This window comes from Acidovorax sacchari (assembly GCF_042847045.1).
Taxonomy (GTDB): Bacteria; Pseudomonadota; Gammaproteobacteria; order Burkholderiales; family Burkholderiaceae_C; genus Paracidovorax; species Paracidovorax sacchari.
This window is the reverse complement of sequence record NZ_AP035783.1, coordinates 4,777,276-4,795,083: the sequence shown is the minus strand read 5'-3', so window position 1 is coordinate 4,795,083 and position 17,808 is coordinate 4,777,276. Positions and strand designations below refer to the sequence as shown.

The 17,808-nt window shown below is 70.3% G+C and carries 12 protein-coding genes; 9 read left to right on the top strand and 3 right to left on the bottom strand.

Translation table 11 applies throughout. From position 1 onward, the window contains the following. A complete protein-coding gene (locus tag ACGHC0_RS21170; RefSeq protein WP_415266665.1) occupies positions 1-5,052 on the bottom strand; it encodes an RHS repeat-associated core domain-containing protein in 5,052 nt (1,683 codons plus the stop codon). Between the two features lie 241 nt (positions 5,053-5,293). On the opposite strand from ACGHC0_RS21170, the gene ACGHC0_RS21165 reads away from it, so the two are divergent. Beyond that, positions 5,294-6,178, top strand: coding sequence for an HlyC/CorC family transporter (locus tag ACGHC0_RS21165; protein WP_415266664.1), 885 nt, complete (start codon positions 5,294-5,296; stop codon positions 6,176-6,178). Positions 6,179-6,180: 2 nt separating this feature from the next. Continuing rightward, complete coding sequence (gene lnt, locus ACGHC0_RS21160) at positions 6,181-7,785, top strand: apolipoprotein N-acyltransferase (RefSeq protein WP_415266663.1); 1,605 nt, start codon at positions 6,181-6,183, stop codon at positions 7,783-7,785. Between the two features lie 48 nt (positions 7,786-7,833). On the opposite strand, the gene ACGHC0_RS21155 is transcribed toward lnt, so the two are convergent. Continuing rightward, a complete protein-coding gene (locus ACGHC0_RS21155; RefSeq protein WP_415266662.1) occupies positions 7,834-8,772 on the bottom strand; it encodes a LysR family transcriptional regulator in 939 nt (312 codons plus the stop codon). Between the two features lie 144 nt (positions 8,773-8,916). Between ACGHC0_RS21155 and ACGHC0_RS21150 the strand changes: the two genes are divergently transcribed. The 3 genes from ACGHC0_RS21150 to fabB all read left to right on the top strand — a co-directional run bounded on the left by ACGHC0_RS21150 (position 8,917) and on the right by fabB (position 12,024). Then, positions 8,917-10,014 (top strand): type II asparaginase, encoded by a 1,098-nt coding sequence (locus ACGHC0_RS21150; RefSeq protein WP_368352803.1) that lies wholly within the window; start codon positions 8,917-8,919, stop codon positions 10,012-10,014. 244 nt (positions 10,015-10,258) lie between these two features. Continuing rightward, positions 10,259-10,801, top strand: a complete 543-nt coding sequence (fabA, locus tag ACGHC0_RS21145; protein ID WP_013596415.1) for a 3-hydroxyacyl-[acyl-carrier-protein] dehydratase FabA — start codon at positions 10,259-10,261, stop codon at positions 10,799-10,801. Then, positions 10,798-12,024 (top strand): beta-ketoacyl-ACP synthase I, encoded by a 1,227-nt coding sequence (gene fabB, locus ACGHC0_RS21140; protein ID WP_415266661.1) that lies wholly within the window; start codon positions 10,798-10,800, stop codon positions 12,022-12,024. Before fabA ends, fabB begins: the two co-directional genes overlap by 4 nt. On the opposite strand, the gene ACGHC0_RS21135 is transcribed toward fabB, so the two are convergent. Further along, positions 12,018-13,061: a c-type cytochrome gene (locus ACGHC0_RS21135; RefSeq protein WP_415266660.1), complete on the bottom strand. Its 1,044-nt coding sequence runs from the start codon at positions 13,059-13,061 to the stop codon at positions 12,018-12,020. The genes fabB and ACGHC0_RS21135 overlap by 7 nt on opposite strands. A 337-nt stretch (positions 13,062-13,398) precedes the next feature. On the opposite strand from ACGHC0_RS21135, the gene glyQ reads away from it, so the two are divergent. The 4 genes from glyQ to ACGHC0_RS21115 are packed head-to-tail and all read left to right on the top strand — an operon-like array spanning position 13,399 to position 17,726. Next, entirely contained in the window at positions 13,399-14,343 is a 945-nt protein-coding gene (gene glyQ, locus ACGHC0_RS21130) for a glycine--tRNA ligase subunit alpha (RefSeq protein WP_368352800.1), read from the top strand. A 33-nt stretch (positions 14,344-14,376) separates the two neighbouring features. Then, positions 14,377-16,503, top strand: a complete 2,127-nt coding sequence (gene glyS / locus ACGHC0_RS21125) for a glycine--tRNA ligase subunit beta (RefSeq protein WP_415266659.1) — start codon at positions 14,377-14,379, stop codon at positions 16,501-16,503. A gap of 21 nt (positions 16,504-16,524) precedes the next feature. Beyond that, entirely contained in the window at positions 16,525-17,166 is a 642-nt protein-coding gene (locus ACGHC0_RS21120) for a hypothetical protein (RefSeq protein ID WP_415266658.1), read from the top strand. Positions 17,167-17,174: 8 nt separating this feature from the next. Then, a complete protein-coding gene (locus tag ACGHC0_RS21115) occupies positions 17,175-17,726 on the top strand; it encodes a D-glycero-alpha-D-manno-heptose-1,7-bisphosphate 7-phosphatase (protein ID WP_368352797.1) in 552 nt (183 codons plus the stop codon). Positions 17,727-17,808 lie beyond the last annotated feature (82 nt).

Below are 17,808 nucleotides of genomic sequence, written 5' to 3'. Positions count from 1 at the left end.
TTAGAGCTTTGTTGGCGGCAATGGCCTGGGGGGTAGGACATGATTACCCGAAGGAGTCGGGGAAATGGAATAGGGCTGCAGTGTCGCGCCCTTGGTGCTGAATCCTGCATTGTTGATGGCTGAAGGAAACCCTGCCGCCTGTGCTGGCGTTGGCTGGTAATGCCCCGAGAGATTGTCAATTTCCAGAATTTTTCCGCCTTTCAAACGCATACTGCCAGCAGCTTGGACATCCGCCCCACCGGAAAGAGTCACATGGCGTTTCCCAAGAATGAGTTGATTGTCTTGTGTAACGACGAAGTCGAAAGTGCCTCGCAGCGGCCCCTTTCCGGGAATGGTTACCAGTCCATTGTTGGAGACGGCTGTTCCGAGAATTTTTCCATCTGCTGGCGGCCCTTCATTGGGGAATTTGTTTTTGATTTTCTCGCCACACAAACCCCATGGGTCAATCCAAGCCAAAGGATTGGCCGCATACCGCTGCAGGTTGAGTCCGCCCTGCAACCCGATCGGATCCGGACTGATGAACCGCCCCACATCCGGGTCGTAGTACCGGAAGGTGTTGTAGTGCAGCCCTGTCTCGCGGTCCAGGTACTGGCCCTGCAGGCGCAGGTTCTGCTCCAGCGTGTCCTCGTTCCTGTGCCGCTGCTGCACCGCGGGAATGGCGCTGCCGTCGATGCGCACGGCCTCCCAGCGCTCCTCCAGCGCACTGCCCCAGGTGCGCCAGCTCGCGCGCCAGCGCACTTCGCCGGCTTCGTCCGTCACCTCTTCCGGCAGGCCCGAGGGGTCGTTGTGGAAGTAGCTCACCTGGGCGCTGGCGCGCAGGCGGGATTCGGCCGGGGACTGGGTCAGTGCATGGGCATGGGCATGTGCCGCCACTTGTGCTGAGGCAGAAGCGGCATGCACTGCCGCGCTGCTGCCGGGCGCGGCCATCGGGTTCAGCGCGGCGTAGCGGCTGCTTTGGCTGCCTGGAGGGCCTTGGGTGCCTGCCTGGCCCGCACCGTCACCTCCCACCAGCCCGCCATGCCCGCTGCCTTCCAGCCGCTGCCTGTCCGCATCGATGCGCGCCAGCGGCACGTAGCTGCCCGGCTCGTACACGTAGCTCACCACCTTCGAGCCGCGCCGCTCCTCGATCAGCCGCATGCCCTCCCAGATGAACTCCGTGCGCCCGAACGCGTCCTGCTTGGCGATGCGCCGGCCCAGCGCGTCGTAGCGGAACTCCACCCGCTGGCGCGTGGCCTGGGCCGTGCCCGGCTGGCGCGTGGTCTCCACGGCCACCAGCTGGTCTTCGTCGTCCCATTCGAAGCGCTGCACCGTGTGCCGTCCGATGCGCTTCTCGCGCAGCCGCGCGAAGCCGTCGTAGGCGAAGCGCTTGTCCTCGTACACCCGCACCAGGTTGTCGCGCAGGTAGCCCGTGGAGCCCGTGCCGGGTCCACCGGGGCTCCCGTCGTTGGCCGCCATGCGCGATGCCAGGCTCGCATCCAGCAGGTTGCCTGCCGGGTCGTAGCGGAACACTTCTTCCGAGCGGCCCTGCACGCCCGCACCCGGCTGCGCCCCGGGGCCTGCGCGCAGCGCCTGCTCCACCCGCCCGGTGGCGTCGTAGCGCCAGCTCGTGCGCCCCTTGTGGCTGTGCACGCTCTCGCGCAGCTCGCCCACCGCGTCGTAGCGGTACTGCTTGAGCAGCCCCACGGCCGCCGAGGGGCCGCGCTGGGCCAGCGCCTCCACCTGCTGCTGCCATGCCGCGCGCCAGTCCTCGCCCGCCGCGTCCTGCAGGCCCGCGCCCGAGCGTGTCCAGCTGCCCGTGCGCCGGCCCAGCGCGTCCAGCGCGTAGCGCGTGGCCAAGGTGCCCTGCGTGCGCAGCACCTCCCGATGCAGCGCGTCGCGCTCGATGTCGGCGATGAGCCGGTGCACTTCACGCACCGGTTCGGGCAGCATGCCGTCCAGGCCGCCGCCACTCAGATCACCACCCAGACCGCCGGCCTGCAGCTTTTCACCTGGCAGCGCATCCTTTGGTGTTTCCTGCGGCGCTTCCTGCGCCAGTTCCTCGACCAGCCCCAGGTTGATCTGGTGCAGGTGCCCCGAGCCGTAGTGCAGGTAGTTCAGGCTGCGCCGCAGCACGGCCCGGCCCGCACGGCCGGTGACCGCCGGCAGCTGCGTGCGCGTGCGGTTGCCCAGCGCGTCGTGTTCGTGCCGCAGCGTGTGCACCTGCCCGCTGGCTGCATCCTGCGCGTGCTCGGCCACGATGCGGCCCAGCACGTCGTATTCGAAGCGCGTGGTGTGCTGCAGCTCCAGCGCCTCGTTGTCCGTTTCGGCTGGCGCCCCGGCCTGGCGCCGCCAGCGCGATGCCTCCACCAGCCGCCCGCCCGCGTCGTAGCGGTAGCGCAGCACGCTGCCGCCCACCCGCTTTTGCACCAGCCGCCCCAGCGCGTCGCGCTGCAGTTCCGTGCGCCGCGGTGTTTGAGCGTTCCGGGCTGCCGGGCCTTCCCGCAGCGTGCCGTCCTGCGCCTGGGTCTGCAGTTCGTGGAACACATCGTCGCCCCGCGCCGGGTGGTGCACCACCGCCACCACGTGCCCGTCCGCGTCGTACTCCAGCCCCACCCGCGTGCCGTCCAGGCGCTCTTCTTCCACCAGCCGGTCCGCGTCGTCGTAGCGGAACCGATAGACGCCACCGTTTTCCGTGGCGAGCGCCGAGAGCCGGTGCGCCCCGTCGTGCGCCGCCCCGATCTCCCGGCCCTGCGCGTCGCGCCGCCACAGCAGTTGGCCGCGCACGTTGTGCCCGTAGCGCGTGGCCCGCGAGAGCGCGTCCGTGTGCTCCACCAGCCGCCCGCCCGCGTCGTATTCGAACCCCTGGCTGCTGCCGTCGGGCAGTCTCAGCGAGCGCAGTTGCCCGCGCGCATCCACCACGCCCTGCGTCTGCAGGCCCAGCGCATCGGTCACCGATTGCAGCTGGCCCCAGCCGTCCCAGCCGTAGCGCGTCGTGCGCCCCGAGCAGTCGGTGTACCGCACCAGCAGGCCCCGCTCGTTCCACTGCAGGGTCTTGGCACCGCCCAGCGCATCCTCGATCTGCACCACCTGGCCCTGCGCGTCGTAGGCGTAGCGCGTCACCCCGCCATCGGGCGCCGTCTCCTGCACCCGCAGGCCCTGGCGGTCGTATTCGTAGCGCCACGTGGCCCCGTCCGGGCCCGTGGTGCGCAGCGGCTCGAGCCACCGGCTGTCCCAGAGCGTGCGCGTGAGCCGCCCCAGCGGGTCCACCACGCCCGTCTGCATGCCGTTGTCGTCGTACTGGAAGGTGGTGGTCGCCCCCGAGGGCCGCGTGCACGACAGCAGCTCGCGCCGCTCGTTCCACGCGAGCCGCCACGTGGCGCCCAGCGCGTTGGTGTAGGCCGTGAGGTTGTGCCAGCGGTCCCACTGCCAGCGCTCTTCGCGCCCGAGCTGGTCGGTTGACCTTGTCCAGCCGCCGGCCTCGCCAGCGGGGCTGCCATCGGAGCTGCCATCGAAGCCATAGGCGATGGCATAGCTCTCACCATCCTCCGTCCAGTGCCGCACCACCCGGCGGTCGCGCAGGCGCCGGCCATCGGGCCCGCGGGCACCGTCCTGGCGCTCGGGGCCGCTCGCCCCCGCTTCGCTCTCCCACGCGTAGTGGCACGCGAAGCCGGCCGCATCCTCCTGGCGCACCATCAGGCCTTCGGCGTAGGCGAAGCGCCGCACGGTCGCGCGCGTGCGGTCCTGCACTTCGGCCAGTTGGCCGCCCGCGTCATGGCGGTAGGCCGCCAGCAGGCCCAGTTGCTCGCCCGGCGCCGCCTGCACGAGGTGGATCGCCACCAGCCGCCGGCTGCCCGCCTCATAGTCCAGCCGCAGCAGCCGCCCCAGGTGGTCCGCGATGCCCGCCAGGCGCCGCTCGCCGTCGTAGCGCAGCCCCACCCAGTGCCCGAACCGGTCGCGGATGCGCAGCAGTTTCAGCACATGCCTGCCCGCCTCCTGCGGCGCCGGGCCGAACTGCCAGGCCACGTGGTCGAGCTCGCCCACCTCGTAGTGCCCACCCGCCGTGCAGCCCAGGGTGAAGCCTTCGCCGACGTTGAAGAGCGCCGTGCCCGGCCCGACATCCGGCAGCTCGATGTGCCGCCCTTGCGGGTTGACGTAGGTGATGCGCGAAGGCGGCGCACCGGCAGCTGTCCGCTCCACGTGCAGCTCGATCTCGTAGGGCACGCTCCAGCCCGCGCCGTGCAGGGTGCCGCCCCGGTGGTCGTGGCTGCTGTAGAAGCGCCGCCAGGCAATGCCCAGCGGCCCGGGCAGCACGAAGTCCGTGTCCTCGCTGCCGTCCAGCACCTTGCCGCCCGTGGCCGGGTGCACCGGGTAGCCGATCAGCGCCCGGAAGCCCCGCCCCAGCGCGTCGCCCGCCATGCCCACCACCGCCCCCAGCGCCAGGCACCCCACCTTGCCCAGGAAGTTGCCCCGGCCCATCGCCAGGCCCACACCGATCTCCAGCGCCGTCTCCCACCACGCCCGGTCGTCGGCGATCTCCAGGTACGCCGTCTTGTTGCCCCCCACCAGCACGTCGTCCGAGCCGCTGGCGATCTGCGCGGCGCACATCATCTTGTCGCCCTTGCGGGCAGCAGGATAGGTTTCGATGAAGACCGAGTCCGAGCCCTCGGCGATGAAGTTCGGGTTGGGCTGCCCATGGTCGCGGCACACGGCCGCGTCCGCCACCGCCCGCATCGCAGCCCGGCCATTGATGCGCACCGTCGCCGCCCCACGGATGCCCAGCGTGCCCGTGATGTCCAGCTCCCCGATGTCCTCGGTCATCTCCTGGATCTTTTTTTCCTTGTAGTCGCTCCAGCCCGTCGCACCCCCGATGAACCCCGCCAGCAACCCGCACGCCAGGATCGCACCACACCCCATCGTCGCCACCGACACCCCCGCCGCCAGCGCCACCACCCCCGCCACCAGCAGCGTCTCCACCATCCCCGACGCCAGCCGCAAACCCACACGCGCCAGCCTCGCCCACACCGACACGTGTCCTATCTCGTCCGCCTGCCTCGCCGCCGCCATCCCTCCCATGCTGCTGTTCTCCTGTCGTACTGCCTGTGTACGGGGGGGCTGCCGGTCGCCATCGCGCATTGCGCCGGCGCCGCCCCGGAAAGCGGCATGATAGGAAGCGGCAGCCCGCAGCGGCCGGGCTGCGCCGCGCGAATTTGTGTCAGGGTGTGAAGGCCGGCCCGCGGCACGCCAGCGGGGGTGTCGCGGGCATCCGCTATCCTTGGAGGCCTGACAACCACCGCACGTCCTGCACACCGAGACCGTGTCCGACCCCCACCCTGCGCGCCCCTCCGACCGCGAAGACAAGCGCACGCTCCTGCAGCGCCTCATCGAGTTCATCCATCCCGGCCCCGATTCCAAGGATGAACTGATCGCCACCCTGGCCGAGGCGGAGGACAACGACGTCATCAATGCCGATGCGCGCGTGATGCTCGAACGCGTCCTGCGCATGGCCGAGATGACGGCCAGCGACGTGATGGTGCCCGCGCCGCGCATGGACCTGATCGACATCGACCAGCCATTCGAGACGCTGCTGCACCAGGTGATCGACACCGCCCATTCGCGGTTCCCGGTGTACCAGGGGGAGCGCGAGAACATCATCGGCATCCTCATGGCGAAGGACCTGCTCAAGCTGCAGCGGGCGCCCGAGTTGAACCTCCGGGCGCTGCTGCGCTCCGTGGTGTACGTGCCCGAGAGCAAGGGGCTGAACGACCTGCTGCGCGAGTTCCGCGCCAACCGCATCCACATGGCGGTGGTGATCGACGAGTTCGGCCGGGTGGCCGGGCTGGTCACCATCGAGGACGTGCTCGAGCAGATCGTGGGCGAGATCGAGGACGAATTCGACATCCCCGAGGACGAAGGCGACATCTTCGCCCTGGCGGACCGGACCTACCGCGTGAGCGGCGACACGCCCGTGGAGCGCGTGGCCGAGGCCTTCGACCTGCCCGCCCTCGAGGGCTCCGACAGGGACGAGGAGTTCGAGACCATCGGCGGCCTGATCGCGCACGAGCTGGGCCATGCGCCGCGCCGCGGGGAATCGCTGGATCTCGGCGGCCTGCGCTTCGTGGTGCTGCACACCAAGGGTGGCGCGGTGCGCTGGTTCAAGGTCTCGCCGCAGCCCCCGGGCGCCGAACCGGACGCCGGCTGACCATGCTCCTGCAAGCCTATGGCACCGGGCGCCCGCGGGCGCCCGCGGTGCTCCTCTGGACGGCTGCCGTGCTGGCCGGGCTGGCGCAGGCGGCTTCCATCGCCTGGCCCTGGGGCGGCGAGCCGCTCTGGTGGCTGCAGATTGCCTCGCTCGCAGCCTTCGCGCGTGTCCTGCTGTCGGCGCGCGGGGCAGGGCAGGGGGCCGGTCTCGGCGCAGCCTTCGCCACGGCCTGGCTCGCGGGCACCTTCTGGTGGCTGTTCATTTCCATGCACACCTACGGCGGCCTGGCGGCGCCGCTGGCGGCACTGGCGGTGCTGGCGCTGGCGGCCTTCCTGGGCAGCTACTACGCGGCCGCGTCGGCGGTGTTCGTGCACCTGCGCGACCGCCTCCCGCGCCGCAGGGGCTGGCAGGCCGCCGCCTTCGCCGCACTCTGGCTGCTGGCCGAACTGGCGCGCGGCGTGTGGTGGACCGGCTTCCCCTGGGGCGCCGGTGGCTATGCGCATGTCGAGGGCCCGCTGCGGGTGTTCGCGCGCTGGGTGGGGGTGTATGGCATCGGCGCCGTGGCGGCCCTGCTGGCGATGCTGGCCGCGCAACTGCGGGTGGCGGACCTTCGCCGTCCCCGGTGCTGGGCCGCGGCCGTGGTGCTGGCATGCGCCTGGGCAGGGTTGGCCGCGCAGCGCCACTGTGCGGTGGACCGCTGCGGCGCGCCGGTGGCCGAAGCCCCCTCCCTGCTGTCGGTTGCGCTGCTGCAGGGCAATATCCCGCAGGACGAGAAATTCCAGGCTGGCAGCGGCGTGCCGATGGCCCTGCGCTGGTACGGCGATGCGTTGCGCGAAGCGGATGCCGCCCTGGTCGTGGCGCCGGAGACCGCCATCCCGCTGTTGCCCCAGCAACTGGTGCCAGGCTACCTGGAGTCCATCGCAGAGCGTTTCACCCGCAGCGGCCCGCAGGGCGGCCGGGCCGCGCTGATCGGCATCCCGCTGGGCGACCCGGAGCGGGGCTATACGAATTCCGTCATCGGTTACGCGCCGGGCAGGACGGCGCCCTACCAATATGACAAGCACCACCTCGTGCCGTTCGGGGAGTTCGTCCCGCCGTTCTTCCGGTGGTTCACCGAACTGATGAACATCCCGCTGGGTGATTTCAACCGGGGCGGCATGGTCCAGGCGCCCTTCGCCTGGGCCGGGCAGCGCCTGGCGCCGAACATCTGCTACGAGGATCTGTTCGGCGAGGAACTGGCCGCGCGCTTCGCGGACCGGGCCGCCGCCCCGACGGTGTTCGTCAACCTGAGCAATATCGCCTGGTTCGGCGATTCCGTGGCCATCGACCAGCACCTGGCGATCAGCCGCATGCGGGCGCTGGAATTCGAGCGGCCGATGGTGCGCGCCACCAACACCGGTGCCACCGCACTGATCGACCACCGCGGCATGGTGGCTGCGCGGCTGCCCTCGGTGCAGCGCGGCATCCTGCGCGGCGAGGTGGAGGGGCGGGACGGACCGCCCACGCCGTTCGCCTGGTGGGCGGCGCGGGCCGGGTTGTGGCCGCTGTGGCTGCTGGGCGCATTGGTGGTGGCTGCGGCCTTCGCGGCGCGCTCCCGCGGACGCTGATACCAGCGGGTGGGGCCACGGCCTTCGGCCGGCGTTCGCCGCCCCGGGTCAGTTGCCGGATGGCACCGGCTGCTCCGCCGAAGGCGCGCGTCCCAGCACTGCGTGCAGCAGCCCCGGCAACCGCGCCAGCATCCGGGCCGCGTGCCGGTCCGGCGGGCGGTGCTCGGCATGGTAGGCATGCAGGGGAATGGGCGGGAGGTGGCGCAGCGGTACCGCCACCACCGTGGCCGGGTCCAGGTTGCCGGCCGTGAGGAAGTCCACCACGGTCCATCCCAGTCCGCGCCGCACCAGTTCCACCGCCAGCTGCGAGGTCTGCACCTGGATGCCCAGTTCGGTATGCACCCCCAGGTCGCGTGCCAGTTCGGCCATGGGCCCGCGCATGGGATCGTCGCCCAGCAGTTGGATCATGGGGGTGTTGGACAGGAACGAGATCGGGTCGTTGCGGCTCACGCGCACGGCCCGCTGCCAGATGTCGCGGCCCACCGCGATCGAGAGCGGGCCACTGACCAGGATGGCGCTGCACACCTGCGGGTGCGGGTGCGGATAGAAGCCCAGGGCGAAATCCACTGTTCGGGTCAGCAGCGCCTGGGCCATCTGGTCGGGGTGCAGAGTGCGCACTTCCACCTTCACGCGGGGGGACTCGCGCACGTGCAGCTCCAGCACCGTGGGCAGGAAGGTGTGCGTGACCGAGGGAATCGCGCCCAGGCGCACCTGGCCGCCCTCGGGCTGGCGCAGGTTGACGGCGGTGCGGCGCAATTCGTCGAGCTGGCGGTGGATCTGGACCGATGCCGCGAACAATGCCTGCGCCTCGGGCGTCGGCACCAGGGCCCCCCGTACGCGGTTGAACAGCGGATAGCCGAGCTGCAGTTCGGCATGGGCGATGGTCTTGCTCACGGCCGACGGGGTGATGCTGACGAGCCGGGCTGCGGCGCTCATGTTGCCCGTCTGCATGACAGCCTGGAAGACTTCGAGTTGCCGTAGGTTCATGGCTTGGGGAGGCGGATCGGGAGAGGTATGAATTCCATTCATACCCAGCCTCGGATTATTCCCCACTGCCGTGTTGCCTCCTTCCTACCATACGGCACCCGTACAACGGGCTTGTAACAATTAATCCAAGGAGATGAGCGAGTCATGTTCCCGCAAATGAATATCAAGCGCCTGCTGGCCGGCGCCGCCTTCGCTGCCTGGGGCCTCGTGGCCGGTGCGCAGACGCAGTCCGCAGCCCCCGTGCAGCCGGCGGCCAAGCCCAACGTCGTGGTGCTGGCCACTGGCGGCACCATCGCCGGCGCAGGTGCCACGGCCGCCAACAGCGCGTCCTATGCCGCTGCCAAGGTGCCGGTGGACAAGCTGCTGGCAGGGCTGCCGGAGCTGTCCAACGTGGCGGCCGTGAAGGGCGAGCAGGTCTTCCAGATCGCTTCCGAGAGCTTCACCAACGACCATCTGCTGCAGCTGGGCAAGCGCGTCTCCGCGCTGTCCAAGCAATCCGACGTGGACGGCATCGTCATCACCCACGGCACCGACACGCTGGAAGAGACCGCCTACTTCCTGAACCTGGTCGTCCACACCAACAAGCCCATCGTCGTCGTCGGCTCCATGCGCCCGGGCACCGCCCTGTCCGCGGACGGCGCGCTGAACCTGCTGGAGGCCGTCACGGTGGCCGCCAGCAAGGAATCGGCCGGCAAGGGCGTGCTCGTGACCATGAGCGACGAGATCCAGAGCGGCCGCGACGTGACCAAGGGCGTCAACATCAAGACCCAGGCGTTCCGCAGCCAGTGGGGCCCGCTGGGCATGGTGGTGGAAGGCAAGACCTACTGGTTCCGCGCCCCCGTCAAGCGCCACACGATGCAGTCGGAGTTCAACATCGATGACATCACCGCCCTGGCGCCCGTGGACATCGTCTATGGCTATGGCAACGTGCCGCGCTCGACCATCGATGCCGTGGGCAATTCGGGCGTGAAGGCCCTGATCCATGCCGGCACGGGCAATGGTTCCGTGGCCGACCGCGTGGTGCCTGCCCTGCAGGAACTGCGCGGCAAGGGCGTGCAGATCGTGCGCTCCTCGCGCGTGGCCGACGGTTTCGTTCTGCGCAACGCCGAGCAGCCCGACGACAAGTACGACTGGGTCGTCGCGCACGACCTGAACCCCCAGAAGGCCCGCATCCTGGCAGCCGTGGCGCTGACCAGGCCCCAGACCAGCCAGGAACTGCAGCGCATCTTCTGGCAATACTGAGCGGCTCGGCCGCACGGTCCGGCGGCTCGCCTGCCACCGGGCCGGATCTCCCGAAGGGCCGCCGCGTGCGGCCCTTTTTATTGCGCGGCGTCAAGCGGGTGCGGCATTCCCGCATGGGGTCTGTCGCCCCCGCGCGGTAGGCGCGCCCGCCGCAGACTGGATAATGCGCATCCGCGGCCCCGGCGATGCCAGGGCCGCGCACACGAAACGCGGCGCTGAGCGCCGACCTGGAGCACGACTGACAATGGCTGAATCCTTTTCCTATGAACAACTGATCGCCTCGGGCGAAGGCAGGCTGTTCACCCCTGACAGCGGACGACTCCCGCTGCCGCCCATGCTGATGTTCGACCGCATCACGCACATCGACGCCGACGGCGGCGCGCACGGGCTGGGGAGGATTCGCGCCGAACTGGACGTGCGGCCGGATCTCTGGTTCTTCGACTGCCACTTCCAGGGCGACCCGGTCATGCCGGGCTGCCTGGGCCTGGACGCGATGTGGCAGCTCATCGGTTTCTACCTGACCTGGCTGCAACTGCCGGGCCGGGGGCGCGCACTGGGCGCGGGCGAGGTCAAGTTCACCGGCGAGGTGGGCCCCAACGTCAAGCTCGTCACCTACGAGATCGACATCAAGCGCGTCATCAAGCGCAAGCTGGTCATGGCGATCGGCGATGCGCGCCTCCTGGCCGACGGCCAGGAAATCTACGTGGCCTCCGACCTGCGCGTGGGCCTTTTCAAGAAGGAAGACGCCGCGGCGGCTGCGCCGGCGCGGGAGGAGGCGGGGGCATGAGCATGAGAAAGCGTGTCGTCATCACCGGCGCGGGCATCGTTTCCTGCATCGGCAACGACCTCGCCACCGTGGAGGCCTCGCTGCGCGAGAGCCGCCCGGGCATCCGTGCCATGCCGAAGTTCACCGAGCTGGGCATGCGCAGCCAGGTGGCGGGCGTGCCCGACATCGACCTGGAAGCGCGCATCGACCGCAAGCAGCTGCGCTTCATGGGCGATGCCGCGGCCTATGCCCACATCGCCCTGGAGGATGCCATCGCCCAGGCGGGCCTGGCACCGGACCAGGTCTCGCACCCGCGCACCGGCCTCATCATGGGCTCGGGCGGGGGCTCGCCCGAGAACCAGATCGAATCCGCGGACATCCTGCGCTCCAAGGGCATCCGCCGCGTGGGGCCCTACCAGGTCACGCGCTGCATGAGCTCGACCGTCTCGGCCTGCCTTTCGACGAATTTCGGCATCAAGGGCATCAACTATTCGATCACCTCCGCCTGCAGCACGTCCGCGCACTGCATCGGCGCGGCGGCCCAGCAGATCGCCTGGGGCATGCAGGACGTGATGTTCGCCGGCGGCGGCGAAGAGGTCACCTGGGGCATGGGACTGCTGTTCGACGCCATGGGCGCGATGTCCAGCAAATACAACGACACGCCGGAGAAAGCCTCCCGCGCCTACGACGCGAACCGCGACGGTTTCGTGCTGTCGGGCGGCGGCGGCGCCGTGGTGCTCGAGAGCCTGGAGCATGCCCAGGCGCGCGGCGCCACCATCCTCGGCGAGGTGATCGGGTTCGGTGCCACGTCCGACGGAGCCGACATGGTCGCGCCTTCGGGCGAAGGTGCCATCGCATGCATGCGCCAGGCCATCGAGGGCCTGGATGCGTCCATCGACTACATCAATACCCACGGCACCTCCACTCCCGTCGGCGATGTGCCGGAACTGCGTGCCATCCGCACGGTCTTCGGCGACGCGGTGCCGCCGTTCTCCTCCACCAAGTCGCTCACCGGCCACTCGCTGGGTGCCACCGGGGTGCAGGAGGCGATCTACTGCCTGATCATGCTGCAGAAGGGCTTCATCGCCGGCTCCGCCAATGTCGAGACCCCCGACCCCGCCGTGGAAGGCATGCCCCTGGTGACCACCACGCGCGAGGCGCCGCTGCGCACCGCGCTGTCCAACAGCTTCGGCTTCGGCGGCACCAATGCCAGCCTGGTGCTGCGGCGCTGGGATGGTCAGTAGTTCTCGTTGATGTCGCGGAAGGGGCCGCACTTCGCCCGGCGGTAGGCCTGCGGCTGGCCGGTGAAGTGCTCCGGGATCGCGAAGCCCTGCGGCCGCAGGGCCGGGTCCGGATACAGGCGCAGCCGGTTCGTGTTCTGCAGGCGGGGCGTGGCGTCGTCGTTCAGGAAGGCCGCGATGTCGAGCGCCTGCCCGGGTGTGAGGCGCGGCCGCTCGTACGTGGTGCCTGAAGGCATCGACGCGCGGATGTAGCGCGCGAGCAGCGGCACCGCGAACATGTGGCCGGCGTTGTCGTACGTGTCCGTGCCGGCGATCGGCGGAAACAGGTAGCCGCCGCCCTGGGCGTAGTCCGGGCGCCGCTGGCCGGTGGCGTCCGCGCCGTGGCAGGCACTGCACAGCGAGGCGAACAGCCGCGCGCCACGCTGCGGATCGGCCGCCCGCGCGACGGACGGCATGGGCAGCAGCCCCGTTCGCTCCATGGCGGAATGCGGCACCGTCCCCTGCGCCAGCCAGCGCAGGTAGGCCATGATGGACCGCAGCTCGGGCGTGTCCGGCCCGACCGGCACGCTGCCCGGGCCGAACATGCCGATGACGCGCTGCTCGAGCGAGATGATCTTCCCGGACTTGATGTCGAACTTCGGATAGTCGTTGACGGCATTCACGAGCGGCAGCGCATGGGGCTTGGTGCCCGGCAGGCCCGACGGACCGGCCTGGTGGCAATGCACGCAGTTCAGGCTGTTCCAGGACAGGCGCTTCGAGGCATCGGGCGCCAGCCGGCCGACGCGCGAGGACGTGTTGCGCAGGAGATCGATGCCCTCGCGGACCGCGTCGCCCTCCGGCCCCGGGGGGAGCCGGTTGGCGTCCGGCTCGCGCCATGGCTGCGGCGGCCGGGCGGCATGGCGTGCCAGCATGGCCCGGGCCTGTTCGGTGGGAAGGGCGTCGCCCACGTGGTGCGGCGCGATATCGAAGGCGCCGGCGGCCAATGGAATGGCTGCCAGGGCAAGGGCCAGGGCCTGCAGGCCCGTGCGTTTCACGGTCATCGTCGGGATTGCCCCGGGCGAGCGCACCTCGGGGGCGGGAAAGTCGTTGTGGGTACCGCAGCCTGCGCAGGAGTCCAGGAAAAATCCAGGCGACGGCTTCTATTGAATTCCATTGTGCGGAATATATCTGCGGGGCCTTTGGCTGTAAATGGCGGGCCGCCTGCACCCCGTGGTGCCTGCTTCCGCCCATGCTTGCGAATGCGGCGCCGCCCCCGGGGCGCAGGCGCGGCGGCCCGGCCCCGTAGAATCCCCGGTTCCGCGCGCTGCGCGACCATCCTCCAAGACCGCGCGCCCGGGCAGACGGCTTGCAGCCGCCCGGCCGCCAGGACACACACGCATGTTGACCTTCCAGCAAATCATCCTGAAGCTGCAGTCGTACTGGGACGCCCAGGGCTGCGCGCTCCTGCAGCCCTACGACATGGAAGTGGGTGCCGGCACCTCGCATACCGCGACCTTCCTGCGCGCGCTGGGGCCGGAGCCCTGGAAGGCCGCCTACGTGCAGCCCAGCCGCCGGCCCAAGGACGGCCGCTACGGAGAGAACCCGAACCGCCTGCAGCACTACTACCAGTACCAGGTGGTGCTCAAGCCCGCGCCGGACAACATCCTGGAGCTGTACCTGGGCTCGCTCGAGGCGCTGGGCTTCGACCTGAAGAAGAACGACATCCGCTTCGTCGAGGACGACTGGGAGAACCCCACGCTCGGCGCCTGGGGCCTGGGGTGGGAGGTCTGGCTCAATGGCATGGAGGTGACGCAGTTCACCTATTTCCAGCAGGTGGGCGGCATCGACTGCAAGCCGGCCACGGGCGAGATCACCTATGGCCTGGAGCGCCTGGCCATGTACCTGCAGGGCGTGGACAACGTCTATAACCTGGCCTGGACCGATACGCTCAAGTACGGCGACGTCTATCACCAGAACGAGGTGGAGCAGTCCACCTACAACTTCGAGCATTCCGACGCCGACTTCCTCTTCACCGCCTTCGCGGCGCACGAAAAGCAGGCGCAGTACCTCATGGGCCAGCAGCTCGCGTTGCCTGCCTACGAGCAGGTGCTCAAGGCCGCGCACAGCTTCAACCTGCTGGACGCGCGCGGCGCCATTTCCGTGACCGAGCGCGCCGCCTACATCGGCCGCATCCGCAACCTCGCGCGCGCCGTGGCCCGCAGCTACCTGGACAGCCGCGCGCGCCTGGGCTTCCCCATGGCGCCCCGCGCCTGGGCCGACGAAGTGCTGGCCGACATCGCCAAGGCCGAGCAGCAGCCATCGCAGAAGAAGGACGCCGCCTGAGGGCGCCGGCACCGCGGACCGAGAGACACCACCATGACCCATCCGAATCTTCTCGTTGAACTGTTCGTCGAAGAGCTGCCCCCGAAGGCCCTGCAGAAGCTCGGCGACGCCTTCGCCGGCGTGCTGCTCGCGCAACTGCAGGCCCAGGGCCTCGCCTCCGCCGCATCGCGCGTGACGGCCTATGCCTCGCCCCGGCGCCTGGCCGCCCACATCACCGAAGTCGCACCCCAGGCGGCCGACAAGGCCGTCTCGCAGAAGCTCATGCCCGTCACGGTGGGCCTGGATGCCTCCGGCAATGCCACGCCTGCGCTGCTCAAGAAGCTCGCCGCCCTGGGCGCCGACGCTTCCGCCGTGCCCGGCCTGCGCCGCGCGCCCGACGGCAAGGCCGAGGCCCTGTTCCTGGACAGCACCGTGCGCGGCGCGACCCTGTCCGAAGGGCTGCAGAAGGCCCTGCAGGAATCCGTCGCGAAGCTGCCCATCCCCAAGGTGATGCGCTACCAGCTTTCCTCGGGCTGCGAGCAGCCGGGCTGGACCAGCGTGAGTTTCGTGCGCCCCGCGCACGGCCTCCTGGCGCTGCATGGCACCGAGGTGCTGCTGTCCGTCTCGGTGCTGGGCCTCACGGCCGGCAACGCCACCCACGGCCACCGCTTCGAGGCGGCCGTGGACCCGGTGGTCATCCGCAGCGCCGACACCTACGCGCAGCAACTGGCCGAGGAGGGCGCCGTCATCGCCGCCTTCGCCGATCGCCGTGCCGAGATCGCGCGCCAGCTGCAGGCTGCCGCCGAGCGCGTGGGCGGCGGCGTGCGGCCCATCGAGGACGACGCGCTGCTCGACGAAGTCACGGCGCTGGTCGAACGGCCCAACGTGCTGGTGTGCGAATTCGAGAAGCAGTTCCTCGACGTGCCGCAGGAATGCCTGATCCTCACGATGAAGGCCAACCAGAAGTACTTCCCGCTGCTCGATGCCGAAGGCCGCCTCACGCACCGCTTCCTGGTGGTGAGCAACATCCGCCCCGACGACGCGAGCGCCGTGGTCGGCGGCAACGAGCGCGTGGTGCGCCCACGCCTGGCCGATGCCAAGTTCTTCTTCGACCAGGACCGCAAGAAGACGCTCGAATCCCGCGTGGCCTCGCTGGCCAAGGTGGTCTATCACAACCAATTGGGCACCCAGGGCGAGCGCGTGGAGCGCGTGCGCGCCATCGCCCGGGCCATCGCCCAGCAGATCGGCGACGTGGAACTGGCCCGCCAGGCCGACCAGGCCGCGCAGCTGGCCAAGGCCGACCTCGTGACCGACATGGTGGGCGAATTCCCGGAACTGCAGGGCACCATGGGCCGCTACTACGCCCAGGCCGACGGCCTGCCCGCCGAAGTGGCCGATGCCATCGAAGACCACTACAAGCCCCGTTTCGCGGGCGACACGCTGCCGCGCGGCGACGTGGGCGTGGTGGTGGCGCTGGCCGACAAGCTCGAAACCCTGGTCGGCATGTTCGGCATCGGCAACCTGCCCACGGGCGACCGCGACCCGTTCGCGCTGCGCCGCCACGCACTGGGCGTGATCCGCATGTTGGTCGAGAAGGAACTCCCGCTCGACCTGGAAACCCTGCTGCACAGCGCGCTGCCGGCCTTCGGCGACAAGATCCAGGACCCCACCGCGCCGCTGGCCGACTTCATCTACGACCGGCTCGCCGGCAGCCTGCGCGAGCAGGGCTACAGCGCCCAGGAAGTCGATGCCGTGCTGGCCCTGCGCCCCCAGCGCCTGGCCCTCGTCGGCAAGCAGCTGGCTGCCGTGCGAGCCTTTGCCGCGCTGCCCGAGGCCCCGGCGCTCGCCGCGGCCAACAAGCGCGTCACCAACATCCTCAAGAAGGCCGGCGACGTGGACGCGCACGTCAACCCCGACCTGCTGCGCGAACAGGCCGAGAAGGACCTGTATGCGGCCCTGCAGCGTTTCGTGCCCGAGGCCGATGCGCTCTTCGCCGCGGGCGACTACACGGGCAGCCTGCAGACCCTGGCCGTGCTGCGCGCGCCAGTGGACGCGTTCTTCGACGACGTGATGGTCAACGCCGAGGAACTGGACCTGCGCCTGAACCGCCAGGGCCTGCTGCAGAGCCTGCACGTGGCGATGAACCGCGTGGCCGATCTCTCCCGCCTGGCCGTGGCCTGAGCCTGCATGGGCGAGCCGGCCATGCCTGTGCTCGGCGCTGCCGATGGCGCGACCCGCACCGCGTGGTGGCTGTTCGCGCCGCCCGCGGCGCTCGTAGGGCTGCGCTGGCTGCTGCAATGGCACGACGACCGCTGGCCCGGGCCGGTCGTCTGGGCACTGGCGCCGTTCGACGGCACGCGGGCGCCCGGTGCGGGCCTGGCCTTCCTCGGCATGGGGGCCGCGGCCGTGGCCCTCGCCGGGATGCTGCTGCGCTGGATGGCACGGCGCCGGGGCCGGCAGGCCGCACGGCACGTTGCCATCGGCGCATGGGTGCTGGCCTGTGCCGGAGGGGCCGTGGCCCTGGCGCTGCGGCACTGGGACGCCCGGCTGCTGCAGCCCCTGCCGGATGCCAGCGTCGTCGTGGCGGGCAGCCGGCCGCAGCCGGCCAGCCTGCGCGGCCCGGGCGGGATGCAGGTCGTGCTGCGCTGGCAGCCGGAAAACGACGGCGCTGCAGCGCCCCTGCTGCGGCAGGCCACCCTGCCCGATGACTCCGCCGCTGCCTGGAAGCCGGGGCAGGCCGTGCGCCTGCGGTGGGCGCGGGGGCGGTTCGGCGGCCTCTACGCCACCGGCTGGGACGCGCCGCCGACCGGCGGCACGGTGCCCGGCGGGCCGCATCTTCCATAATCGCGCGCATGAAACTTGCCATTCTCGACCGCGACGGCACGCTCAATGCGTCCGGCGAGGAATTCATCTCCGCGCCAGAGGAATGGGTGCCCATGCCGGGCGTGCCCGAGGCCGTGGCGCGCCTCACCCACGCGGGATGGCGCCTGGCCGTGGCCACCAACCAGCCTGGCCTGGGCCGCGGCCTTTTCGACGTGCTGGCGCTCAATGCCATCCATGCGCGCATGCACCGGGTGCTGGCCGCCGCCGGCGGCCGCATCGAGGCGGTGTTCTACTGCCCCCACGCGCCCGACGAGGGCTGTGCCTGCCGCAAGCCGGCGCCGGGGCTGATGGAGCAGATCCGCGAGCGATACGGCGTGGAGGGCAGCGAGATCCTCGTGGTGGGCAACTGCCCGGAGCACCTGTGGGCCGGGGCTGCCATCGGCGCACGGCTCCATGCGGTGGGCGATCCGCCCGAAGGCAGCCGCCCGTGGCCGCCCGGCGTGCAACGCCATGCCAGCCTGGCGGATTTCGCGGACCAGCTCCTGGCCACGGGCGAGCGTCCTCCGCCAGCCAGCGACTGACAGGTACCTGCGGCGTTGCGCACCAGACCGCTCCCAGCAGCCTCTCCCGCTGAATTTTTCCTTTCCTTCCTCCCATCCATCG